The sequence below is a fragment of the Flavobacterium geliluteum genome, from assembly GCF_017948595.1.
GTDB classification, from domain to species: domain Bacteria; phylum Bacteroidota; class Bacteroidia; order Flavobacteriales; family Flavobacteriaceae; genus Flavobacterium; species Flavobacterium flavipigmentatum.
The window spans coordinates 53,507-79,682 of record NZ_JAGFBV010000009.1; the positions used below are offsets into that span (position 1 = coordinate 53,507).

Below are 26,176 nucleotides of genomic sequence, written 5' to 3' on the forward strand. Positions count from 1 at the left end.
GTAAAAATCAAGTTGCAAAAAGATGCAACTTGATTTTCTCCATTTTCGTTTATTTAAAAAAATTAAACAAAAAACCAACTTCCAAATGGTCTTGTAAAACTCTAAATTTCACTTGACTTTAAACAAGTTACAAGATCAATCTAGATTATTTATGTATAATGATAAAATCTGAACGACGGTTTACAACATGCTCCCCGTCGGTACATTTTACACCATTTTTGCAATTATTTATTAATCGTGTTTCGCCATAACCTATAGCACTCTCGATTCTTGAAGCTTCAATTCCTTGCGAAACAATATAATCGCGTGTAGATTTTGCTCTGTTGTCTGAAAGTTTTAAGTTATAAGCGTCCTTTCCGCGAGCGTCGGTATGTGACTCAATTTTGATGCGGATATTAGGAAATTTTTGCATTAAAAAAACCACTTTAGACAGTTCCTCTACTGCCAAAGCTGTGATATCGAACTTATCAAAATCAAAATAAATAGGTTTTACGTCTACTTTTTCTACCCCTTTACTTTTAACAACCAGATCATCATAATTGGTGAGTTGAAAATCTACATCTTCAATTTCTCCTCCATTTTTACTGGCAGTCTGCACGGTTTTTTCATCATCACTATAATTCATCTTTGTTGCCACCAATCGTACTTTTTTGTCGCAAGGAGCCGAAATTACATATTTCCCCTCTGCATTGGTTTGTGTCGTACCAAGCGTTTCATTAAATACGTCATAAGCCGTAATCATTACATCAGACAAAGGCAATTTTGATTTTGTATTTGTAGCAATTCCGGTAATTAATTGGTTGCAAACTTGTTTTCCTTTGATAAAAGAATAAATATCATCGTCACCTTTTCCTTCGGCACGATTTGAAGAAAAATAACCAAATCTACCTGCTGCATCAATAGTAAAAGCAAAATCATCCTTATTACTATTGATGGGTGTGCCCAAATTTTTAGGTTCGGCAAAAGTTTCATTTTCTAAAAAAGCACTTTGATAAATATCCAAATCTCCCAAACCGTAATGTCCGTCTGAGGAAAAATAGAGCACTCTATTTCTAAAATAAGGAAACAAATCGTTGCCAATCGTGTTAATTTTTGGTCCCAAATTTTTTGGAGAACTCATGGTACCATCTGCTTCAATTTTTACAACGTATAAATCGGTTTCTCCGTAACCGCCAGGCATATCTGAGGCAAAAAACAACCATCTTCCGTCTTCACTAAGCGCAGGATGTCCCACCGAATAATCAGTACTATTGAAAGGAACTTTTTCAGAATTTACAAGCTTTCCATCAACAATAGTGCCTTTGACGATCTGAAAATTATTGGTTTTAGATTCATCAATAACCAATTTATTTTTTTTGACAATATTGGTCGAATAATAGATTGTATTCCCGCTGCTATCAAAAGTTGCCGTTGCCTCATGATATTTGGTCATAACGTTGGGTAGGAACAAATTTTCGTTAAACAGGCTATTATCTGGGGTGTTTCGGTCAGCTACATATAAATTCAGGAATGGCTGATTGTTCCAGCTGTAGAGTTTTTCTCCAAACTTGGTGGTATCTCTCGCAGATGTGTATACAATTTTATCTCCATAAAAAGTGGCTCCAAAATCTGACTTACTCGTGTTTATTTCGAGATTTTTGATGTCGTAAAGCGATATTGTTTTGGCCAAACTATCGAGTTGCCTTTTTTGAGTTACATATCGGTTTATTTCTTTCTGATCTCCCTTTCTATTGAGATATTCTTTTGTAATTCTATCAGCGTTATCATAATCCATAACCCCTTTCATAGACTGAATGTAACGCAGATAGTAAATATCTGTTAAATTATTTCCTTGCACTTCGTACAGTTTTTTGTACCATTTGAGCGCATTTTGAGTATCAGAAATAAAATAATACGAATCGGCTGCATTTTTTAATGTTTGGGCAGAAGGATTTTTGATATTCTGCAAACATTCTTCGTAAGCCTTTGACGCATCTAGATAAGAATAATTCTTAAAAAGTGCATCAGCTTTCTTTAAATTAGTCTGAGCAAAACAAATCGTAAAACTCAACACTAAACTTAGGTTATATAATTTTTTCATAAGTTGTCTTTTTAGAAGAATCGAGGAGATTTAATTTTGCTTTGATCTTTGTTAAACTGATAACGAAGGATGATTTCGTGCGAACCATCATTGTATTTGTTTAATTGGCTTATCGTATAATCGAAGGAATATCCAAGATAGAAATTTCTCGAAAATTGAAAGCCTGCAAGCGCGCTCACAGATTCATCTGTTCTGTAAGAAGCTCCTATTACAAATTTTTCGGCAATCATAAAATTTGCAGAAACATCAGCAATGACTGGAGCACCAGTCACTGCTTTTACTAAAAAGGCGGGTTTGAATTTTAAATTAGAATTCAAATCAAAAACATAACCTCCCATAAAATAATAATGAAGTCTGTCGTAATTAACCGACTCTTGTACATCATCATAATAAGAGTTTCGAATAAAGCTAGGTATCGAAAGTCCTAAATACCATTTTTCGGTATAATAATAAACTCCGGCACCGATAGCCAAATTGATCTGATTGTTAATATTCTGATTCAGCAGAACATCATTAGGATCGTAAAACTTTCCTTTTGACCAATCTACATCGAGCATTCTAAAACCTGCTTTAAGACCAAACGCTAATCTTTTTTCGTATCCTAAAGGCAATGAATATGAAAAGTTTCCGTCAAGATACACTTCATTTGAAGGTCCTATTTTATCATTTACGATACTCAATCCTAATCCGATTTTTTCGTTTTGGAGTGGCGATTGAATAGAAAAGGATTGCGTTTGCGGCGCACCCGAAATACCCACCCATTGAGAGCGGTGTAAAAGTGTTGCCTCTAAACCTCCTGTAGATCCCGCATAAGCAGGATTTACAGACATTGTATTGTACATATACTGAGTATACTGAGGGTCTTGCTGTGCATGAGCACCAACCGTGATAAAAGAACATATTGATACAAAATATGTTGCTAATGATTTTATATATAGTTTCATAACGATACTTATTTAGTTAAATTAATTCAATGATCGCAAGGTTATTATCTCATAATAGATAACCATCCTTTTTTAATCGTCCCGTTTCCAATATCTATCACATAAAAATAAGTACCTGTTGGCAACAGATCTCCTCTACTGATAGTTCCAGATACATTTGCAGTACCGTTCCAATCATTTTCATAATTTACTTTACTATATACTAAAGCTCCCCATCTGTTAAAAACTTTCAGTTCGTTGTTTGGATATGATTCGATACAATCAATTCTAAACAGATCATTTGCTCCGTCATTATTGGGTGTAAACTCATTATAAACGGTTAGACAAATTGGCTGTACAGATGCTGAAGCTGAATTATTTGTAGGGTCAACATCTAACGGAGTTGAAATTTCTATGGTAGCTACATTTAAGTAATTACCTGTTGGCAATACAATAACTCTCACTTGTAACGTTTGGCTTTCTCCTCCATTTAAAGTTGGGATTGTCCAAACCTGCGTTCCGGTATCGTATACCCCTGCAGAAGTGGTAGCCGATACAAAACTATATCCGCTTGGTATTAATTCGCTTACAAGCGTATTAAGAATAGTACCCTGACCCACGTTATTTACTGTTATTGTAAAGACTACTTCCTCACCAAAATTGGGTGTAGGATTGCTAACGGTATTGGTTATAGTAAGATCTGAACAAGTTGCTACTGTTACATCTAATGATTTTGTTGTTGTCTCATCACAGGTGTTTGTGTAAGTTACCTCAACTTTTCCCGGACCAACAAATGGCCATGAAATCGTTACATTTCCATCATTGCTTCCTCCTCCTGAAGTAATAGTTCCGTTTGTAACAGACCATACATAATTTGATTTTCCGTTTGCAATAGAATAAGTTACCCCTTGGAAAACACATGGTGTATCATCACTTGCAGTAATGGGTACCGAAGCATCATTTACAAAACCAACTACTATTGCCAGACGTGTAGCGCTTTCGCAACCATTAGTTGCATTGATAGCAGCCGATGCATAATAGGTAGTAGCAATAAGTGGTGTATTAGTAGCTAATGGAGTTCCTCCTATTGGTGTACTGTACCAAACCACATTTGTTTCGTTTACCACTAAACTGGCTATTGTTGGTACTGCAGATAAACAAAAGTTCTGAGTTGTGTTTGGTGTTGTTATTACACCAGGTATATTAACATTTACCGTCACTACTAATCTTACGGAATTCTCACACCCTGCTGTATTTGAAATTGCTCCATAATACAAACCGCTAACCAAAGGTGTTGTTGCTGGCAGCACCGTTCCGCCTGTTGGGGTACTGTACCAAACTACATTTGACTCATTTACCTGAATATTAGCTACGGTTGGTGTACTAATACTACAAAAGTTTTGAGTTGTAGCATTTGTAGTTGGTGTTACACCAGGAGTATTTATCGTTACGGTCACTTGTAGTCTTGTAGTACTTTCGCAACCAACTCCCTGACTTATGGCTCCATAATAGATTCCGTTAGTCAAAGCTGTTGTTACAGGTAGTGCTGTACCTCCTGTTGGTGCACTGTACCATACTACATTTGACTCATTTACCTGAATGTTAGCTACAGTTGGTGCGTTACTACTACAAAATTCTTGTGTATTATCTGTAGTGGTTGGTGTTGCAGGATTGCTTACCGTAACAGTAATTTGCAATCTTATTACACTTTCACATCCTGTAACAGCATCTTTAATCGCAGCATAATATACTCCGGTAGTTAAAGCAGTTGTTGCTGCGATAGCCGTTCCTCCTGTTGGGGTTGCATACCATACTATGTTGGTTTGGTTTACCTGAATGCTCGCAAATGTTGGCATATTTGCAGAACAGAAACTTTGAGAAGCATTGGATGTAGAAGGTGTTCCTGGATCGGTAACAGTAATTGTAATTTGCAATCTTGTGGCACTTTCGCATCCTGTTACTGCATCTTTGATTGCGGCATAATACACACCTGTCGTTAAAGCAGTTGTTACAGCAATAGCAGTTCCTCCTGTTGGATTGGCATACCAAATAATATTAGTTTGATTTACCTGAATATTTGCAAATGTAGGATTGTCTACTGCGCAAAAACTTTGAGAAGCATTCAACGTTGAAGGTGTTCCCGGATTGGTTACAGTGATCGCAACTTGCAAACGCACAGAGCTTTCACAACCTGTAGCTGAATCTCTAATTGCTCCGTAGTAAGTTCCGCTGGTTAAAAGCGTTGTCAACGGAATCTCTGCTCCTCCTGTTGGTGTCGCATACCAAACCACATTGCTCTCGTTTACCTGAATACTTGCAAATGTTGGCGCATCTACGGTACAAAAACTTTGCGGATTGCTGGTAGTTGTTGGAGTATCCGGATCTGTAACAATAATGGTTCCTACTTTAAGATCTCCTGCCAGATTTTCGCAACTGGTATCGCTGGAAACAGCCACATAATACGATATAGGAGACAATGCTTTTGTTAATCCTGTAACCGTCAAAACTCCTGTTGGACTTATCGTATACGTAACTCCTGCAGGTACTCCGTTGGTAACAGGCTGTGTTTTATTATTATCTAAATACCATGTAAAAACAGGATTTGTTAAAGTAGTAGTTGGTGTTAATGATGCTGGCACATTCGAACAAACAGATGCATTATTTAACTGAATGTCTGTTGCTTTTGACTCAGGTAAAATCGTAAACGTTACCGATTTTCTATCTGCCGGTGCAGTCTCACAAAACTCATCTGAACTAACTCCTACGTAATAAGTATAAGTTCCAGGTGTTAAACCCGTTAGTAATAATTGATTGGACGTTTCACCCACGATTAGTTGACTTGTCGTTCCATTAAACTGATACCAGTAATATACAGGATTTGTCAAAGCTGGGGTTCCGGTTACAGCAGTCTGCAAAGTAACTGACCCTGTAGAAGAGCAGATTGTTGTATCTGTTCCGCCATTTAAAGTTATATTGGCTATCGCTCCTTGTGGTGCGGTCGCTTTTACTTCTACAATAACTTCTCCTCTGGCCAAATTCTCGCAATCGTATCTAATCGACTGGATGTAAAATCTGTAAATCCCTGCGGGTATGCCTGCCGGTAAGGTATAAGAAACTCCGGTAGTAATTTGATTACCACCCATTGCCGAATCATACCAGGCATATTTTGCACAATTTTCTTCGGGTATCGAAAGTGTAATAGGCGTTCCCGGACAAACAATTACTTTATTATTGATGTCGCTTCCTATCACTTTTGTATTGGCCAAGCGTTCTACCGTGTGTACTCGCAAAAAGTCTAATACACCAGCAACTCCTCCAAAACGAATTCTAACTTTATCATAAGCCTCTGGCTGAGAAAAAACTACAACCGCAGATGATAAACCTCCGTTTAATAATTTTACTTCTAAAATACTGCTGGTATTATCAATAGGAGCTCCCACGGGAACATTACCTAAAAAACGTTGAATAGTTAATCCCGTAAGTACGCCCGCAGTCAAAAGAACAGCCGGTTTAGAAACTACTATTCTAAGCGTATCCGAAGCAATAGAAGGCGTTTTAAACAATACTGTTAGATCTGCAGCTGCCAGAATACCAGCACCACTATACATGGTCGCGTAGCTGGAAGCATCTCCATCTGCGACATTCCATGCATCACTAACTCCCACGGTGGCAGTTGCTACTCCTACACCTAAGTCAGTTGCTCCATAAAAAACATCTTTTATATCGCCCGGAGTACAAGTAACAGTCGTAACTTGTCTGGAATAATATGCCTCATAAACTTTAGTATTTTGAGCTACGCTTAAAAGTGATGAAGATTGAATTCTAATCTCATCATACTCTTTCGGCCCGGTTGCATCCGCAGGAACAAAGGTAAATTCGAATGAATTATCTCCAGCTAATACATTCAATAAAGAACCAGAAACCGACTGAAAATTCCCTATTTGAACTCCATTTCTAAATCCAACTACAGATAAATTTTCAGCCAAAGCAACTCCGCTATATTCCGAACCTAATTTTACAGTTACCGGAGTTCCTTGCGCAACAGGTGCTGACCACTGCAAATTTTGCCACGTAGTACCAATCCCTAAAAGACCAAGTCCTGTAGTAATGGTCGAAAATGTTTTAACATCTCCGTCGATAGCATTACTTCCGTTTGATACCGTACCCGTTACTATTGAACCCGAGCTTTGGCTATTAGCATAAACTCTTTCTGTTAATGACTGACAAGTATTTGGATCTATAACATTTATGAAGAAAGTACCAGTTTTAGAACAATTTCCAAGTGTTGCTACAACGGTGTATGCATAAATTCCCGGCGTTGTCAAAGTAACTGACGGATTAGCAGGCAATGGATTTCCTTGAGGATCAAACCATGATAAAGTTCCGTTTGAAGTCGCTGCTAAAGCGATAGGACCTGCATTTGGCGCCACTGTAACCGGATCTGCCACAACCAAAGTTGGTGATGGACTGATCGTAACTGTTACTAATTTTCTATCAGAAGAACAGTTTCCAATACTACCCTGAGCCTGAATATAATAATCACCTGAAATAGTAATATTTGAAGCAGCATCAACTGTTATTGGATTATTTGAAGCATCAAAAAAAGTATAAATCGTACTTCCTGAATTGTCTATATTTTGAATAGCATCCTTTAAATTGGCTTTATCACAACCTGCTAAAGTTGCAGTAACATTAAAAGTAGTCACTGCCGGAAAATTAACAACAACTTCTTTTAAAGTGCTTGCCTCATTTTCGCATTGCAAAGCATTAGAAACCGAAATATAATAGGTATAAGGACTTCCTAACGCTGTAAGGCCTGTAATGGTCAAAGCGCCAGTTGCACCGTTTATACCTGTTGTGATTTCACCTGTTTTGTCCGGATTTGCATAGTATTTAAATTGTGCTCCAGCTAAAGCTGATGATGGCGCCAAAGTAATCTCGCCTGTACATGAAGCTATAAGCGGACTATTAATTATAACATCGGCAGCCACAGATTTTGGTAAAACAGTAACCGTTACTATCTGACGAACACTGTTGGCACAAGTACCACGTGTTGCCTCTAAATAATAATTTGTGGTCGCTGTTAATACCGGCGTTGTATAAGTAGAAGAAGGTACTGCATCTAGTGGCGTCAATCCGTTTGGGGTTGCGTACCAAAGAAATGTTTCTGTACCTACCGAGGAAGATGCTGTTAAAGTGGTTGTATTTCCCTCGCAAATTGTTGTATTTCCTGCAATAACGGCCTCTTTATAACGATAAGAAGCGTTATAAATATCCAGACGGGCCAAGGCCGTTAGCAATCCGCCAAGGGTAACTCTAACACCTGTAAAATCTCCTCCAGCGGCAAAACTCGCTCTAAAACGATTTCCGCCTAGCAATTGAATATTTAAAAGCGGATTATTAACAGCCGTTAGATCAGGATTATTGCTTGCTCCGTTATAACTTTGTAAAGTAATATTCGAAAGAAGTGAAATATCTAATAAACCTCCCGGAACTCCCAATTCAACTTCGATAATATCTCCTTGTAAACCTGAATTTGTAAAATCAATTTCTTGAAAAATATCCTGTCCAAGTCCAAGCGGAATTGACAGTGAAGCTGCCGAATCAATATCTGTATCTACAGAATTATTTGGAGAGTTTACAGCACACAATACACATAAAATACCATCGTAAGTTGTAGTTACAGCATTGCCTCTCAAACATCCCGTAAGGGGCTTATTTACAATAACATTTACAGTAGTTCTTACCGGATTTATACATCCTGACGCCGTATTTGTTGCAATAATATAATAAGACGCATTTGCTGTTAAAGGATCTGTTTGGTATGCTGTACCAACAAATTTGCTTTGATCGTTTGAAGCATCAAACCATTCGTAAGTTACTCCTGCTTCAGGATTCGAAACCATCAATAAAGCACTTTGACCTGATTGAATTGTGACATTTGCCGAAGCCACTGTTGGAGCTGTCGGCAATGGATTTACGGTAACAGCTACCTGAGTTTGGCCTGTACTTGTACAAGTGCCTATTCCTGCTTCTACATAATAACTTGTATTAATCGTTAAAATCGGAGTTGTAAAAGAATTACCTGTAGCTAATAAAGTGCCCCCAATTACAGCATCATACCATCTGTAATCTGTTCCTGTTACCGGATTTGTTATGGTTAAAGTAGTGGCATTACCGGCACAAATAATGGTTCCTGTAGCAGCAATTGTTGGTGCAATAGGATTGTTTACATTCACTTGTACGGAAGTTCTTTCGCTATTTACACAACCATTTCTGGTAAGTTGTACATAATAAGTAGTGGCACCGGTAAGAACTGGCGTGGTATAACTGGCTGTACTGGCTAATAAAGTGCCTCCGGTACTGGCATCGTACCATGCTACTGTTTCTCCAACACCAAGAGCTGCTGTTAAAGTAGTAGTCTGACCGCTGCAAATTGTTGTGTTTCCTGTGATGGATGGTGCTTTGTAACGATAAGAAGCATTGTAAATATCTAAACTTGTAAGCACACTTGCTACGCCTCCCAACCGTACTTCAACACGATCAAAGGCTGCTCCTGCTACAATACTTGCTCGAAATCTGTTTCCTCCTAGCAACTGAACATTCAATAAATTATTAATTGAAACTCGATCATTATTAAAAGTAGCGCTATTATAAGTGGCCAAAGAAATATAATCCAAGAGTCCTACATCCAATACTCCGGCAGGTAGTTCCATTTCAACATCAATAATGTCACCTGCTCTACCCGGATTATTAAATTGTAACGTTTGCTGAATGTATGCGTTTACCAATCCTACTGGGACAGAAAGTCGTGTTGCAGTAGCTATATTTCCATCTACAGAAAAATTAGAGTTTGCAACTCCACACAACAAACACAATCCGTTAGCAAAAGTCTGCTGACTGCTTGCCTCAAGACAAGTGCCTAATGGCGATGGTATTACGGTAACTGTTACGGGTACTCTTACAGTGCTTAAACAATTTCCTGCAGCACTTTCTGCTTCTACATAATAAGTTTTTGAAGCTGTTAAGATGGGTGTTGCAAAGGATGACGTATTACTTGCAATAGCAACGCCTCCTGTTGGTACATCAAACCAGTTTAAAGTAACATTTGGTTCAGTTGTCATTGCACTCAAAGTTGCATTTTGGCCTGATTGTATGGTTACACTTTGCGTTAGTACTGTTGCTGCAGCCGGAATTGGTGTAGCGATTACTGTTACCTGAGTACGAGAAGGACTTACGCAACTGCCGATAGAAGCTTCTACATAAAAATTGGTTACTCCAACAGGAACTGTTGGCGAATAACTAGTTCCGCTTGCGAGAGCAACCCCACCACTTGCGGTAGAAAACCATCCATATGTAGTTCCAAGAACCGGATTAATAACTGATAATGTAGTCTGTTGGTTTGTACCACTCGTACAAATTGAGGTTCCTGAGCTACTAATAGCAGGTGCGATAGGATTTGACACATTGATTACAACAGGCAAACGTTCGTTACCCTCACAACCTGCAAGTCGTGAAACCCCTATGTAATAAGCGGTATTAGCTGTCAATGTAGGAGTCGTAAAACTATTTGTTGTAGCCAATGGAGTTGTAGAAACTGCTGAACTGTACCAAGATATGGTAGTATTGGCAGCTGGCGTCGCGGTAAGCGTTACGGCATTTCCTGAACATATTGTTTGATTCAAACCTCCGCTTATGGTAGGTTTTGCAAAATCTAAACGCACATCATACAAACGTAAACTTACTAATAAACTTAGAAGGCCTCCTACTCTAATCTGAATTTGATTGGCATCGGCTGGGAGTGTATATTTAATCATTGCAATAGTATTACCATTGAGCAAATCGAGATTCAAAAGCGGACTGTTTAATGCTACTCTTGGACCTACATCTGTCCCGGATAACCTTGCTTGCACTGAAACATTAGAAAGTAAACTTAGATCTAATAAACCATTGCCGGTACCAATATAAAATACTACTTGGTCACCCGCTTTTGCAGTTTGATTAAAAGTTAATGTTTCCTGAACAAAACACCCCACGCCTATCGCATTATTTAGCGTGGCATAGGTGCTTAAACCTGCATCCACATCGAATGCATTGTTAGGATTGTCTACATTTAAGCCAATACATAAAATTCCGCCCTCACTGTTTGTTTGAGATATAGGTCTGCAAACATTTTGTGCCACGGCATTCGTACATAAAAGTAAAAAAAACAATAGTCTGAATAATCTTTTCTGGAAGTTAAGATTATTGATTTTTAGATAATTTCTCATAATTTGGAAGATTAGAAAATGGACAATAAAATACCTGTTGAGATAAGCCAAAAGACCTATTCAATTTTAAAACACTAATAATCAAATAATTGGAACTCGTTATGATTAGCTACTTCATAATAAGTCCATTAGAACTCGATTAAAAGCTCAAAATAAATTCATGTTGTTTGGTTCTGAATAAAACATAAAATTCTATCAACCTTATTTTTTCAAACAAGGCAAATTTTAAAAACGGAAACTTGAAGTACTCAATTTTCCAGACAGGAGAGATTTGTGTGGGATTGTATTTTCTAAAAAAGAAAATCTAAAATTATAGTAGAATTGGGGAATTCTTTAAAAACAATATCATAAACTTTTTGCTCAGGAGTTATTTGTAGTTGATTAGAAAACAAATAACAAATCATCGGGAAAGTTGTTAATTACAACTCCCAAATGATCAACAAGTACTACTGGGTTTAGGATGCAACCTATTAAAAAAAGCTTTCAATAAGTTTGGTTGGAAATTTAAAAACGAGTGCTCTTCTTTGCCCCACTCCAAAATAAAAGTTGGAACTAAAGAAATAAAATAAACACTCCGTGTGATCTGATTAAAAAAAGTAATTATTAGATTCATAAGCATACTATTAATTGTTCTTGAAAAACGAAAAACTGATTAAAAAACCATCATGTTTAAATACAAGTTAAATGCCTAAAAAACAATTTTCAATTTCATTTACCAACAATAAGCTATAATGCTTATTTCTACATTTGTTTTTGTACAAAAGCATATAATTGCTTTAACTTTTGTTGATTAAAATTACAACCTTTTTTTAAAACTAGCAAATATCTAATTCATAATATTTCAAATTATTACACAAAAAAAACTGACAGAAATAGATTATATTTTTAAAAAACCTAATAAAATAAGGAGCTTTTGACTTTCATTAATTTCACTAACACAAAATAAAAAAATATCATTTTAGTATTTAATATAAGTAATTACTTATAATAAATAAATAAAAAGCTATATTATACTACAATTAGGCATCATAGTAAAGTGTTATAATTTGAAAATTTTGTTAAGTTAAACAATTACAAAATAAATTTTAAAAATATGAATTTAATAAAAAAAGAGCGATTAAATAATAATAAAAATAGTGGAGTCTAATAATTTTAAAAAAATTAAAATTAAACAATTGTTAAAATTAAAACAAAAAAAACAAGTAATTATAAGAAATTACCTGCTTTAATTTTTTAATGATGTAATTGGTAGATATTATGATTCTATTATCGTATTAATCTGTTTAAATAACTGACCATCAGTCAAGAAAGCACCTTGCTGTATCAATTCGAAGATCGATAGGTTTCTGTCTTCAGTAAATACTTTTTTACCCACTTTCATCTCAATATTTTCCGTAAACATATTATCACTTAGCCATTGCAACCCTTCTTTGGTTAGAAAATCTGTTTCTGGAACCAATGCTTTTAAAACAATTGATTGAACATGTGTTTCGAAACATTGAAACAAAAAAATGTGATTTTTAGAAAAATGTTCTAAATATTCTGCTCTAGATAAAACGCCTTCCCAAATCAAATCTGAAAAAACATCCAATTCCTGCTCTGCAACTTCTGGCTTGTTCTGCTTTATCGAGTCCCACTCTGCTTTATCGATCGCTTGTGTGGCTAAAAAGTTGGTAAATTCAGCATGTAATTCATCAAATTGCTCTTTTGTTAATCTCGCGTATTTCATTGTTTCTTTTTTGAATATTATAGTTTGTTAAAAGAGGTAAATTAAAATCATAAAAAAAGCCCTCTCCAACGAGAGGGCAAATTTAATACATTTTTTATTTGACTAGAAAATATATCTAATACCAAATTGCGCTTGCCACCTTGACGCTAGACTAGCATCATAATTAAACGTTTTGGTCTGTGTATTCGTAAAAGTATACGTTGGGGTATTACCAACAACCGAAACTCCTATAGGCTGTACACTTGTAGGATTCTGAACCAATCCCCAATCTGAATTTAATAAATTCCCAATATTTAAAACATCAATACTAAACTGAATCGTATTTTTTTTCTCTGAAGCAGATGATACTTTAAAGTTATAATCTTGCAATAATTTCAAATCCCATCTTCCTCTCCAAGGCGCAATAGCACCATAACGCTCTACATATTCGCCTCTTCTATCTCTTAGATATTTATCCTGACTAATAAATTTATCAAAAGCTTCGCCTTGACCAGCTCCTGTAAAAGTCATTTGACCAATTTCTGCCGTTGTAGGTACATAAATTAAATCGTTTACCGCAGAACCATCATTGTTGATATCTCCTCCGTAAGTATAATTAAATCGTCCTCCTTGTGCATATTCAAAGAAAGTAGAAACTGTAGTAGCCCATTTGTCTTTGCCATATTTCCATTTTTTTGAAGCAACCCCAATAAAACGGTGATTATCTCCATATTTAGAATTAGAAAGTACTGCATTATTTACATTTCCTAAAGCAGGATTAAACGCAAAAGCATCTCCTGTAATTTCGGCTTCAATAGAGTTAACGTCTTGAGATTTCATGTAGTTATAAGCCAAACTTGCATACAATCCGTTATCGAAGGATTTTTGCACTTTTACCGAAGCATTAAAAGCACTTCCTTTATCAGAGTTTGTCATTACATACGCATTATTTGCACCTTTGTCACCTGCTGTATAAATCAATCTGTTGTCAGCTCCGGCTAAAGTTCCTGTTGGCGCTTTTAATCCCCAGTTTTGTACTTGCACTCCATTGATATCCTTATTATAAGACATATCAAAAGTCACAATATAATTACTTTCAAATCTATGATCGTAACCCAAACTCGTTCTCCAGACTTGCGGCCATTTATAATCAGGATCCATGATCTGAAAAAAACTATCATCGGCACCACTTACTTGATTTCCTAACCACACAAATGGAATCCTACCTGTAAAAATTCCTGAACCACCACGAAGCTGCGAAGTAGCATCTCCTTTTACATCCCAATTAAATCCGATTCTTGGAGACCAAAGCAATCTGTCGCTTGGCAAATCTGTAGAAATTAATTTTGTAGCCTGTCCCGTTTTTGGATCAAAATAATCTACGGTATTATCTCTTCCTGCACCACCATTGTCAGTATCTATATATTTTTGAATTAAATCTGCTGTATCAAAATACAAAGGCTTATCAACACGCAGACCTAGTGATAACTTAAAATGATCGCTTACGCTAATATCATCCTGTGCATAAAATGCCAGCTGGCCAACATTAAGTTCTGCCAGTTTCCATCCGCCATCGCTTCCTACTGTAAATTGACTTTTTGAATTGTAAGTATCTTGTGCGTATTGCAAATTTTGCGCAATAATACTTGAGGCGAAAGGTCTTGCTGCGTCATCCAAAAATGCCTGAACATTAGAGTAAGGCGTAAAGAAAGTACCGGCGTAACCATTTGGGTTTCCAAAATTATCGTAACCTCCTAAGTTAAAAGAGTTTTTAAACTGAAATTTTTCAAATGAAGTTCCAAAAGTAAAAGCATGTTTACCAAGAGTATACGTTAAATTATCTGTAATCTGAAATACTTTTTGATCTAAAGTATTATTGATAGAAAAGGGCTCATGTCCCGCAATAATGTAATTGGCACCTGATCCGTCCTGAATATTAATAACAGGAGCAGGAACTGAAAACGGTACTCTGTAATCGTCAAAATGGGTATATCCTGCTTGTAATTTATTCGATACCGATTCGCTAAACTTAGAATTCAACTCCAATAAAAACGAACTCAATTTGTTGTTGATCTGGTAACCTGAATTCTGAAACTGAAGAATAGAAGCATTTGGACCTCTAAAACCTAAAGCCGTTGGATGAGCCGGTTTGTCTTTTGAAGAATCAAGAAAGTTATATATTACCGCAAGCTTATGATTGTCATTAATATTCCAGTCTAATTTTATGATTCCTTTACTCGAATTAGATTCATGCTTAAAACCTTGGTAAGCACCAGTATTGTAACCCAAATTTGCCAAAGCATTAGAAACAGCAATCAAATCCGACTCTAAAACTCTGGATTCGTTTATTCCCGCTACACCATCATTGTTGTTTGCTCCAAAATTAGAACCTAAATCACTTCTTTTATCAATTTCGAAATTTCCAAAAACAAATAATTTATCTTTAATAATAGGAGCACCTAAACTAAAACCAGCCTGAGTTTGCTCTAAAGAAGGTACAAATATTTTCTCACCTTTTATTTTGCTTCCCGTTAAATCCTGATTTCTATAAAAAGCATACGCTGTACCGTGAAATTCATTCGTACCCGACTTGGTTACCGCATTCACAGAAGCTCCTGTAAAACCTGACAAAGTAACATCATATGGAGCAGTTGCTACCTGAATTTGCTCAATTGCATCCAGAGAAATAGGCTGCGCACCAGTTTGTCCACCAGGAGTCGCCGCATCTAACCCAAACGGATTATTAAAGACCGCACCATTTAAAGAATAATTATTGTATTGATCATTTCGACCACCAAAAGAACCGCCACTTGCCGTTGGCTCTAAACGTGTAAAATCTTCTGCAGATCTCGAAATAGTAGGCAACGAAGTCAATTCTCTTCGGCCAATTGTAGTTTCTGCACCGGTTCTTCCGCTTTGAAAGACTTTGTTTTTAGAAACCACTTTTACCTCTTCTAGAGCCTGACTTTCATCGGCCAGAAGAACATCCAAATTAAATACTTTTCCCAAATCAAGATACACATCGTTGTATTCCTGATTTTGATATCCTACAAAACTTACTACTATTTTATAAGGACCTCCAATTCTCATATTCAAAATACTAAACCTTCCATCCTCATTAGAAAGTCCAGAATATTTAGTTCCTGTAGGAGTATGGATTGCCAGAATGGTAGCACCCGGCAGAAGTTCATTTCCTGAGCTTTTTACAATTCCCTTAATGCTCGAAGTCGTTGTCTGCGCAGTAACGAATATAAAGCTACAGACACACAACAATAATGTAAAGATTTTTTTCATTTTCCTTAATTTTGAATGAGTTATTTCGCTCAAAATTAGGCAAAAAAAAATCACTCCGAAGAGTGATTTTTATATTTTATTAACAAAATGTTAACAGAATATTATTTTTCAGCGATAATCTCGTAAGGCAATTCTACGATAACATCTCTGTGTAAACGGATGCTTGCAGTATATTTTCCTGTACGTTTTACGATACCACTAGTAATGAATTTTCTATCAATAACGTTACCTGATTTCTCTAAAGCTTCTGCAATATCGATGTTTGTTATAGAACCAAAAAGTTTCTCTCCACCTGCTTTTGCAGTAAGTTTTATTTCCAAAGCTTTTAAGCTTTCTGCTACTGCTTTTGCATCAGCAACCACTTTAGCTTCTTTGTGAGCTCTTTGTTTTAGGTTTTCAGCCAAAACTTTCTTTGCAGAAGGTGTAGCTAATTGTGCGAATCCCTGAGGAATTAAAAAGTTACGACCGTAACCAGCTTTTACTGATACTACATCATCTTTAAAACCTAAGTTTTGTACGTCTTGTTTTAAAATAAGTTCCATGTTGTTGTCCTTATATTTGAGAAGTTAGGTTCCTTTGACGGGAAACCAACAACTTTGTTTTTAATATTATTTTAATAAATCGGCCACGTATGGCATTAAAGCCAAGTGACGCGCTCTTTTTACAGCTACAGACACTTTTCTTTGGTATTTTAATGAAGTCCCTGTTAAACGACGAGGAAGAATTTTTCCTTGCTCATTAACAAATTTCAATAAAAAATCAGCATCTTTATAATCGATATATTTGATACCTGATTTTTTGAAACGACAATACTTTTTAGTTTTGTTAGTTTCAATATTTAAAGGCGTAAGATATCTAATATCCCCGTCTTTTTTTCCTTTTGCAGATTGCTCTATTGTAGACATAATAATTAAGCTTTAGTAGATTTTAATTTGGCTCTTCTTCTTTCAGCCCATGAAATAGCATGTTTGTCTAAACTTACAGTCAAGAAACGCATAACTCTCTCGTCACGTCTAAATTCAGTTTCAAAAGCAATTAGAACTTCTCCAGCTACTTTGAATTCGAATAAGTGATAAAAACCACTTTTTTTGTTCTGGATTTCGTAGGCCATTTTTTTCAGACCCCAATCCTCTTTCGATACCATTTCAGCTCCTCTACTAGTAAGAAATTCTTCAAATTTCGTTACTGTTTCCTTCACCTGAACCTCAGATAAAACGGGATTTAAAATGAAAACAGTTTCATAATGATTCATAAATACAATTATTTATTTGTTAAAATTGGGTGCAAAAGTAAGGATTAAATTTAAATATACAACACTTTTTTATCTTTATTCGTTGTAAAGCGAAAAACATAGCTGTATTTTAGTTTTATTATTAAAAATATAATACATTTACTAAGCTATCCTGAATTTATTCTAAATTTTTAAATGTTATGAAACTAAACTGTGTTGTCGTTGATGACAGTTCTATACAGCGGACAATTATTGCTAAATTAGCAAATAATCACCCTGGTTTGCATTTAATCGGGGACTTTTCGAATGCAATTGAAGCAAAAAGCTGTATCTCTCTAAATAATATTGACTTAATTTTCCTAGATATAGAAATGCCCGTTATTAACGGATTTGACTTCCTTGACGGGTTAAAAACAAAACCGCAAATTATTTTTATCACTTCTAAAGCAGAATATGCCTTAAAAGCATTTGATTATGATGCCACAGATTATCTGCAAAAACCATTATCTGTAGAACGTTTTAATGCTTCTGTAAAGAGAGCGCTCGACTTGCATATCCTTAAAAAAGATATAAAAGAAGAAGAAGGTGATCATATTTTTATTAAAAGTAATCTAAAAAAACTCAAAATTTTTACCTCAAAAATAAAATGGATTGAAGCTTTTGGCGATTACGTGCGGGTAGTGACTGAAGATGACAGCAATCTGGTACTTTCGACAATGAAATCTTTTGAAAATGATTTATCAAGAGACAAATTTATCAGGGTACACAAGTCCTATATAATTAATATCGATAAGGTAGAACGCTTTAATAGTAAATTTGCAGAAATTGGAATTACCAAAATTCCTTTAAGCCGAAACAAAAAAGAAGATTTGGTAAAAGCTCTATCTGCAACTCCGTAGGCGTTAATAAAAATCAACGTTTACCGCAACTTTTATTGCTCTGTAGTGAGCAACAGCCTCAAAACTATTCAGCATTTTCTGAATAGTTTTTTTTGTGTTTCCCAATGGCTCGTTTTGCGGAATCTTAATCAAAATTGTTCTAATATATTCATTTCTGATTCTACTAATCGCCGGTTCTTCCGGACCTAAAACAGGCATTTTCAAATTTTGACTTAAAACCTGATACAACCACATCGAACCTTCTTTTAATTTATCAAAATCACGGTGTTTCAACGTCAGTTTTATAATTCTAAAATAAGGCGGGTATTTGTAAATCTGACGATCATACAATTGCTCCTTATACATAGCTATATAATTATGGGTTGTAACTTGCTGAATCGTATTATGATTTGGATTATAGGTTTGAATAACGACTTTTCCTTGTTTTTCTGACCGCCCCGCTCTTCCTGCCACCTGTGTCATCATCTGAAAACTACGTTCAAAAGCCCTAAAATCGGGATGGTGCAGCATATTATCTGCATTCATGATACCCACGAGGCTCACATTATCAAAATCCAAACCTTTGGCTAACATTTGCGTTCCTACCAAAATATCAATTTCTCTATTTTTAAAAGCATCAATTATTTTCTCAAAACCAAACTTTCCGCGAGTAGTGTCCTGATCCATCCGACCTGTTTTGGCTTTTGGAAAAAGCGTCATTAGTTCTTGCTCTATTTGCTCGGTTCCGAAGCCTTTTGTTGTCAAATCAATACTCGAACAACTATGGCAGTGCGTTGGTTTGGCAATAGAGTAACCACAATAATGGCATCGCAGTTGGTTTTTATGTTTATGAAAAGTGAGACTCACATCGCATTGTTGGCAATGCGGCACATGACCACAAGTCATACACTCTATAATAGGTGAGTAACCTCTTCTGTTCTGAAACAAAATAACCTGCTCACCTAAAGACAGCGCTTCTGCCACTTCTTCGATTAAAAGATCACTAAAATGTCCCGTCATTCTTTTTCTAAAATGTTTGTCTTTCAAATCGACAAGAACAATTTCGGGCATTCGCACATTATTATAACGTTCAAAAAGGGTTACCAACCCATATTTTTCAGTTTGGGTATTAAAATACGTTTCGATACTTGGTGTTGCCGAACCCAAAAGCACTTTGGCTCCATGAAAATTAGCCAATACAACCGCGGCATCACGGGCGTGGTATCTTGGTGCAGGATCGGTCTGCTTAAAAGTCTGCTCGTGCTCTTCGTCAACAATCAAGAGGCCTAAATGGGCGAAAGGCAAAAACAACGCCGACCTTGCTCCTATCACAATCTGAGCTTTTTCTGCGTTTTCCAACGTCTGTCTCCACACTTCTACTCTTTCATTATTACTATATTTCGAATGAAAAACGGCTACTTTATCGCCAAAATAATGTCGCAAACGTGACACCAATTGTGTTGTAAGCGCAATTTCAGGCAGCAAATACAGGACTTGTTTGCCTGTTTGAAGGTATTCTTCAATTAGTTTTATATAAATTTCAGTCTTTCCGCTGGACGTTACGCCATGAAGTAAACACACTTCTTTTTTAGCAAAATTTTCTTTTATTTGATTAAAAGCTTCTTCCTGCGCATCACTCAATTGCAATTGTTTTTCTGAAGCTTTTCCGGCAAAAGAAACTCTATCGTGCTGCAGAAAATACTCTTCAAAAACCTCTTTTTCGATCAAAGCTTTTACAATCGTAGGAGTAGATTGTGACGTTTCTACCAATTTCTTTACCGTAATGGGTTTCTTCTCAGAAGCGCTCAACTGAAAATAAGTCAGAACGATTTCTTTTTGTTTGTTGGCTCCTTTCAGAATTTCAAGTAATTGCCCTAAACCTTCATCCGACTCATATTTCTCGTGCAATTTTACATATCGAATGAGTTTGGGTTTGTAATTTTCTTTGATTTCATCTTCTAAAACAATGATATTTTTGGCTATCATGGTTTGAAGAATCGGAAAAATATTTTTCTTATTTAATATCGAAATAATATCCTGAACTTTTAATGAACTCTGTTGCTGCAAGGCTTCGTAGACAAGAAACTCATCATTTGAGAGTTCGTTTTTATCAACAAAAACATCTGTTTTGTGCGAAATAATGGTTTCATTTTCTAATAATAATCCTGTCGGAAAAGCACCTCGATACACATCGCCAATGCCACACATATAATAGTTAGCCACCCAAAGCCAGTGTTTGATCTGTATTTCGGTAGCAATTGGTTTTTCATCTAAAATTTGATGAATCTCTTTGGCTTCATATAAACTTGGGGCATTTTGATGCATGTCCAGTACCAAAGCGGTGTAGATTTTACTTTTTCCAAAAGGTACGGCGACGCGCATTCCTTTTTTTATAAAATGAAATTCGGCCTCAGAAACACGGTACGTAAAGGTTTTGGCTAGTGAAAGCGGTAAAATAACTTCGACAAAAAACATGTGATTTTTAAACTATATATTAAGATTTCTTTCTGCCAGAAGCTTTTTCCGCCAAATATTTCTCTACCAATTTTAAAGTATGATACAAAGAGTCTGTACTAGTCCAATCATCATGCCCAGGAATTATATAAACGGGACTTTTAAATTTAGCTAGCACTTTTTTTATCGATTTCTTCCATTCCTTAGCATCGGCATCACCTAAATAACCTAAATCTTTTGCTTCGGCACTTTTTATAAAACAGCCTCCGTACATCACTTTTTCTTTGTCAAACCAAACTACAATATTGTCCGGAGCATGACCTTTACCAGGATAATATACTTGAAAAGTATGCTGCCCAACAGTAAAAGTAGTATCATTCGGAATAACAAATTCGGCTCTGTTTTTTCCTTCTTTTTCAAGAATTTGATCCGTAAGTTGGATGCTATATGTTTTTATCCCCTTTTGTTTATAAAAACCAAAACCACCCGATCTGTCGTCATGTGAATGAGTACCAAAACACATCACAACTTCTTTATGATGTTTCGCTTTTATGCTGTCCAGCAAAGGCTGAAATTGCGTTTCATCCCAAGGCGCATCAAAAAGCACAACCCCTTTTTCTGTAACAAGATACATGGCATTGGCAGAAATCAGATTTCCTTTGTAATCATGAAATGTTTTATAAACATAAAAGTCACCCGTAAGATGACTTATTTGCAATGCGTTATTTTTAGATTGTCCAAAAGCATTTGATAACCCTACTAAAAATAAAACTATCGATGCTACTTTTTGCATATTTTAGTTTTTTACTCGAGTCCAATATTGCGTTCTTCCCATAAGGGCTACTCCAACATAACCGCGAAGTTTCAATTTATCGGCAGATTCTAAAGTGATGTAACATTTGTATTTTTTACCGTTGGTCGGATCCAGAATAGTACCTCCGTTGTACTCATCATCATCTTTTTTGAGTCCGTTTATAATGATCATTCCTAAAATTGGTTTGTTTTTTTCTGCACCATCACATTTTGTACATAAATCTTTTTTATGACTGGCTCTTAGTATTTCTACCACTTTACCGTACACCTTTCCAGATTTTTCATAAATTTCTACAACTGATTTTACTTCACCTGTTTCGTCATCAATTGTTTTCCATTTTCCAATAACACTCTGACTCTGCATTGTGTTTAGAGCCAGAAAAACAACTCCAATCGTTAACATCCAATTTCTCATACTATTTTTTTTTGTTTTTTTGTTTTAATTTTCTGATTGAGGCATTCAATTCAAATCCCAAAAGCAGAATCATACAGTTAATCCAAATATAAAACATTAGAATTAATAATGTGCCAATAGAACCATAAAGTTCGTTGTATTTTGAAAATTTTATAACCCAAATTCCAAAAAAGAACGAAGATATAACAATTAATATGGTCGTAAAAACCGATCCAATACTAATAAAAGGTACTTTGTTATATTGTTTTGTACCGTAACGCAATAATAGCGAAGACGTTACCAAAATCATCAGTAAAATAAACAAATACCTACTCAAAATGATCAGCGGAATTTGATCACTTAACACATCCTGAATGATAGTTTTCTGAATTATCACCTCAAAAACAACGATCGTTGCTACTGTTACAAACAATATTAATGTCATTACCAGCGAAATAGCAAGTGCCGCTAAATATTGACTAAAAAAACCTCGTTTATCAAAGACATGTTTAGAGGATTCAAAGCCACTTAAAATTCCGTTAATACCATTGGCCATCAAAAAAATAGAAAGCAAAAAACCCGAGGATAAGAGTCCCGAATGACTATTATTTAAAATATCACTAATGATTTTATTAATCGCATCATAGGTATTTGGAGGAACTCCTTGCTGCACAAACTGTAAAAAATCTGCCTGAAATCCTTCTATAGGTATGTACGGAATTAAATTTAAAATAAATAAAGTAAAAGGAAACAAAGCCATAAAAAAACTGAAGGAAACGGCACTCGCATGATACGAAAATGCGCCCTCAATAATTCCAATGATGTACATTTCGAGCAAATCGTACAACGAAAACCCTTCCAGCGAAGGGAATTTTATCTTCTTTAAAAGCCGAACTAAATTTCGAACAACAGGGATTTTTTCAATCCGAGCTTCTATTTCTTGCGACATAATTTTATTTTAGATTTTAAAATTCAGGTTTTAGATTAGAATAAAAACACAGAGTATAAATTCCCGTAACTCACGTCACTAAAAAGCTTTCAAACTCAAATCCATGTTGTAAACAGAGTGCGTCAAAGCACCCGAAGAAATATAATTGACACCACATAACGCATATTCGCGAATGGTTTTTTCGTTAATATTTCCTGAAGATTCTGTTTGGCATTGCTTTCCAATCAAAGCAACAGCTGTTTTTGTATCTTCATAATTAAAATTATCAATTAATATCCTATGCACACCTTCGCTTTGGAGAATTTCACGAATTTCATCCAAATTTCTGGCTTCTACAATAATTTTCAAATCCAGATTATTATCTTTCAAATAGTCTTTTGTCGTTGCAATGGCACGTGTAATACCTCCCGCAAAATCAATATGATTGTCTTTTAGCATCACCATATCATAAAGTGCAAATCGATGATTCTCGCCGCCACCAATCTTTACCGCCCATTTTTCGGCCACTCTAAAGTTGGGTGTTGTTTTACGTGTATCCAAAATTTTTGCTCCTGTCCCTTCCAAAAGCTTAGTATATTGATGTGTTTTGGTCGCAATCGCAGACATACGCTGCATCGTGTTCAAGACTACTCGTTCTGCTTTCAAGATCGATTGCGAACTTCCCGAAACTTCAAAAACTACATCTCCATAATGCACCTCTTCACCATCTTCTATAAAAGTTTTTACTCTCAGTAAAGGATCTACATATTCAAAAATCATTCTGGCCATTGTAACACCGGCAATAATTCCCTGATCTTTTACTAACAATTTAGCTTGCCCATTTGCCAATTCAGGAATACAAGCCAGCGAACTGTAATCGCCTGTACCCACATCTTCTCGAATTGCATTGCTAATTAACAGTTTTAATTCGGATTGAAATTGTTCTTCGCTAATCATTTTTTTAGTTTTATGAGGTGCTAAAGTAGGATAAATTTTGTCTATTTGAAAGTTTCGCTTCTTCGAAAATCGAAAAATATGACTAAAACTTCTTGTCCTTAATTATAATAAATTAAAGGAACATTAAATATCTTTGATCCTCATCTTATCAAAATCATGGCATTAATAAAAGACATTTACTCGGTTACTTTTTACGAAAAATTCGGTCAGGCTGTAGCCGAAATTCATCCAACATTTGATAAACAGCAATTTATCGATACGATTTACCAAGACGATTTTGCTCAAAAAGAATGGAAAGACCGAATGAAGCATACAACAGTAGTTTTGCATCAATTTATGCCCGAAAGTTTCTCAGAAGCCGTTTTACTGATCGATAAAATCATTCAAAACTTAAAGAAAAACAAGTTTACAGACGGCAATCTGGCTTTTATATTCTTTGCCGATTATATCGAAATGTATGGCTTAGACGATTTTAAAACTTCGGCGAAAGCCTTTGTTTCTATCACTCAATTTATCAGTTGCGAATTTGCTGTTCGTCCTTTTATTCTTAAATACAAAGAAAAAATGATTGACGAAATGGTGCAATGGTCCTTGCATGAAAACCATCATGTACGCCGACTGGCCAGCGAAGGAAGCCGTCCTAGGTTGCCGTGGGCAATGGCGATTCCGTTCCTGAAGAAAGATCCCGCTTCTATACTGCCAATCTTAGAAAATCTAAAAAACGATTCCTCAGAATACGTGCGCAGAAGCGTTGCTAATAGCCTGAATGATATTGCCAAAGATAATGCTCAAACTGTGCTCGAAATAGCAAAAAAATGGCGCGGAATCAGCAAAGAAACCGATGGTATTATCAAACACGGTTGCAGGACTTTGCTAAAACAGGGACATCCCGAAATATTAAGTCATTATGGTTTAGAAAGTACTAATATTGCACTTTCCTCTTTCGAAATTAAAACGCCAGTAGTAAAAATCGGGAGTTATCTGGAATTTCAATTTCAATTAAATAATAAAAATAACGAAGCCAAAAACGTTCGTTTAGAATACGCTATCCATTATAAAAAAGCAAAGGGTCATCTGGCCAAAAAAGTCTTTAAAATTAGTGAGAAGAGTTATTCGCCCAATCAAATAATTAAAGTAGAAAGGAAACAATCTTTCAAAGTTATTACGACTCGCGTTTTTCATACGGGTATGCATCAGCTTTCGATCATCATCAACGGTACCGAAAGTGATGTTTTGGAATTTGAGTTGATCAATTAATTTTCCTACTTTTATAAAACAATAACAAAAAAAGCTTTTCTTAATCTAAATTAAGCCGACTATTGATGTTGGCAAACTAATTTTGTTAAAACAAAAACCATTACTATGTCAAATATCAGTTTAATAATCGAAGAACGTTCTGCCAATATTGGCAATTTTATGGTCGGCAGACTATTGCCTTTTCGCGAAAAAAGAGCGGTTGGACCATTTGTTTTTATCGATCACATGGGACCTGCACATCTTAATGAATATCAGAACATGGATGTGCCTCCTCATCCACATATTGGCCTTTCGACACTAACTTTTTTGTTTGAAGGAAGTATCATGCACCGCGATAGTTTAGGAACAGAACTTGAGATAAAACCGGGCGCCGTAAACTGGATGACAGCAGGAAAAGGAATCGTACATTCTGAGAGAACGCCCGAATACCTCAGACATTCTGATAAAATGCTTCACGGACTGCAAATTTGGGTTGCATTACCGAAAGACTTAGAGCAAATGGAACCTAATTTTGCACATATCGAAGCAGACGAAATACCAAATTGGGAAGCAGATGGCGTCTCATACAAACTTATTGCGGGTGAAGCTTTTGGCAAAAAATCACCTGTTCCAGTGTATAGTCCTTTGTATTTTATCGAAATTAAAAGTACAAAAGCGCAAAAAATAAACATCGGAAACCATTTATTTGGAGAAAGTGGCTTGTACATACTCGAAGGAAGCATCAAAAGTGGCGATCATGTGTACGATCCAAAACAAATTCTAATTACCAACGACAGCACTTTGTGTGAGTTTGAATTGGCGGAAAATACGACTGTATATATTTTTGGAGGAACACCTTTTCCTGAAGAACATTTTATCTTTTGGAATTTTGTCTCTTCGGATAAAAATCTAATAGAAAAAGCAAAAAAAGACTGGACTGAACAGACTTTCCCAAAAGTGCCGGGCGAAACCGAATTTGTCCCTTTACCTGAACCAAAAATCAAATAATT

Annotated in this window: 16 protein-coding genes; 3 read left to right on the forward strand and 13 right to left on the reverse strand. The window is 35.8% G+C overall.

Annotated features, from left to right (window positions below; genetic code table 11):
- Window positions 1-145: 145 nt before the first annotated feature.
- The 8 genes from J3495_RS07440 to rpsF form a co-directional block, all read right to left on the reverse strand.
- Window positions 146-2,080: an OmpA family protein gene (locus J3495_RS07440; RefSeq protein WP_210665927.1), complete on the reverse strand. Its 1,935-nt coding sequence runs from the start codon at window positions 2,078-2,080 to the stop codon at window positions 146-148.
- A gap of 11 nt (window positions 2,081-2,091) precedes the next feature.
- Window positions 2,092-3,024 carry a PorP/SprF family type IX secretion system membrane protein gene (locus J3495_RS07445; RefSeq protein WP_210665928.1) on the reverse strand — a complete coding sequence of 311 codons (933 nt, stop codon included), beginning with the start codon at window positions 3,022-3,024 and terminating at the stop codon, window positions 2,092-2,094.
- A gap of 44 nt (window positions 3,025-3,068) precedes the next feature.
- The gene (locus J3495_RS07450; protein WP_210665929.1) at window positions 3,069-11,273 is read right to left on the reverse strand and encodes an Ig-like domain-containing protein; all 8,205 of its coding nucleotides are present in this window, start codon (window positions 11,271-11,273) and stop codon (window positions 3,069-3,071) included.
- A gap of 1,255 nt (window positions 11,274-12,528) precedes the next feature.
- Window positions 12,529-13,002, reverse strand: coding sequence for a DUF6495 family protein (locus tag J3495_RS07455; RefSeq protein ID WP_210665930.1), 474 nt, complete (start codon window positions 13,000-13,002; stop codon window positions 12,529-12,531).
- A gap of 102 nt (window positions 13,003-13,104) precedes the next feature.
- Entirely contained in the window at window positions 13,105-16,275 is a 3,171-nt protein-coding gene (locus J3495_RS07460; RefSeq protein ID WP_210665931.1) for a TonB-dependent receptor, read from the reverse strand.
- A 101-nt stretch (window positions 16,276-16,376) separates the two neighbouring features.
- The gene (rplI, locus tag J3495_RS07465) at window positions 16,377-16,817 is read right to left on the reverse strand and encodes a 50S ribosomal protein L9 (protein WP_210665932.1); all 441 of its coding nucleotides are present in this window, start codon (window positions 16,815-16,817) and stop codon (window positions 16,377-16,379) included.
- A gap of 66 nt (window positions 16,818-16,883) precedes the next feature.
- Window positions 16,884-17,180 carry a 30S ribosomal protein S18 gene (gene rpsR / locus J3495_RS07470; protein ID WP_002987043.1) on the reverse strand — a complete coding sequence of 99 codons (297 nt, stop codon included), beginning with the start codon at window positions 17,178-17,180 and terminating at the stop codon, window positions 16,884-16,886.
- 5 nt (window positions 17,181-17,185) lie between these two features.
- Window positions 17,186-17,527, reverse strand: coding sequence for a 30S ribosomal protein S6 (gene rpsF / locus J3495_RS07475; protein ID WP_007810575.1), 342 nt, complete (start codon window positions 17,525-17,527; stop codon window positions 17,186-17,188).
- 179 nt (window positions 17,528-17,706) lie between these two features.
- On the opposite strand from rpsF, the gene J3495_RS07480 reads away from it, so the two are divergent.
- On the forward strand, window positions 17,707-18,405 hold the full coding sequence (locus J3495_RS07480; protein WP_210665933.1) for a LytR/AlgR family response regulator transcription factor: 699 nt from the start codon (window positions 17,707-17,709) through the stop codon (window positions 18,403-18,405).
- Window positions 18,406-18,408: 3 nt separating this feature from the next.
- On the opposite strand, the gene priA is transcribed toward J3495_RS07480, so the two are convergent.
- From priA to nadC, 5 genes are all read right to left on the reverse strand, one after another.
- Window positions 18,409-20,859, reverse strand: coding sequence for a replication restart helicase PriA (gene priA / locus J3495_RS07485; RefSeq protein WP_210665934.1), 2,451 nt, complete (start codon window positions 20,857-20,859; stop codon window positions 18,409-18,411).
- Between the two features lie 19 nt (window positions 20,860-20,878).
- Window positions 20,879-21,631, reverse strand: a complete 753-nt coding sequence (bla-B1-FLAV, locus tag J3495_RS07490) for a subclass B1 metallo-beta-lactamase (RefSeq protein WP_210665935.1) — start codon at window positions 21,629-21,631, stop codon at window positions 20,879-20,881.
- Between the two features lie 3 nt (window positions 21,632-21,634).
- A complete protein-coding gene (locus tag J3495_RS07495; RefSeq protein ID WP_210665936.1) occupies window positions 21,635-22,066 on the reverse strand; it encodes a DUF2147 domain-containing protein in 432 nt (143 codons plus the stop codon).
- 1 nt (window position 22,067) lies between these two features.
- On the reverse strand, window positions 22,068-22,994 hold the full coding sequence (locus J3495_RS07500; protein WP_210665937.1) for a YihY/virulence factor BrkB family protein: 927 nt from the start codon (window positions 22,992-22,994) through the stop codon (window positions 22,068-22,070).
- A gap of 78 nt (window positions 22,995-23,072) precedes the next feature.
- Window positions 23,073-23,930: a carboxylating nicotinate-nucleotide diphosphorylase gene (gene nadC / locus J3495_RS07505; RefSeq protein WP_210665938.1), complete on the reverse strand. Its 858-nt coding sequence runs from the start codon at window positions 23,928-23,930 to the stop codon at window positions 23,073-23,075.
- Window positions 23,931-24,086: 156 nt separating this feature from the next.
- On the opposite strand from nadC, the gene J3495_RS07510 reads away from it, so the two are divergent.
- The gene (locus J3495_RS07510) at window positions 24,087-25,187 is read left to right on the forward strand and encodes a DNA alkylation repair protein (protein WP_210665939.1); all 1,101 of its coding nucleotides are present in this window, start codon (window positions 24,087-24,089) and stop codon (window positions 25,185-25,187) included.
- A 105-nt stretch (window positions 25,188-25,292) separates the two neighbouring features.
- Window positions 25,293-26,174: a pirin family protein gene (locus J3495_RS07515; RefSeq protein WP_210665940.1), complete on the forward strand. Its 882-nt coding sequence runs from the start codon at window positions 25,293-25,295 to the stop codon at window positions 26,172-26,174.
- Window positions 26,175-26,176: the final 2 nt, after the last annotated feature.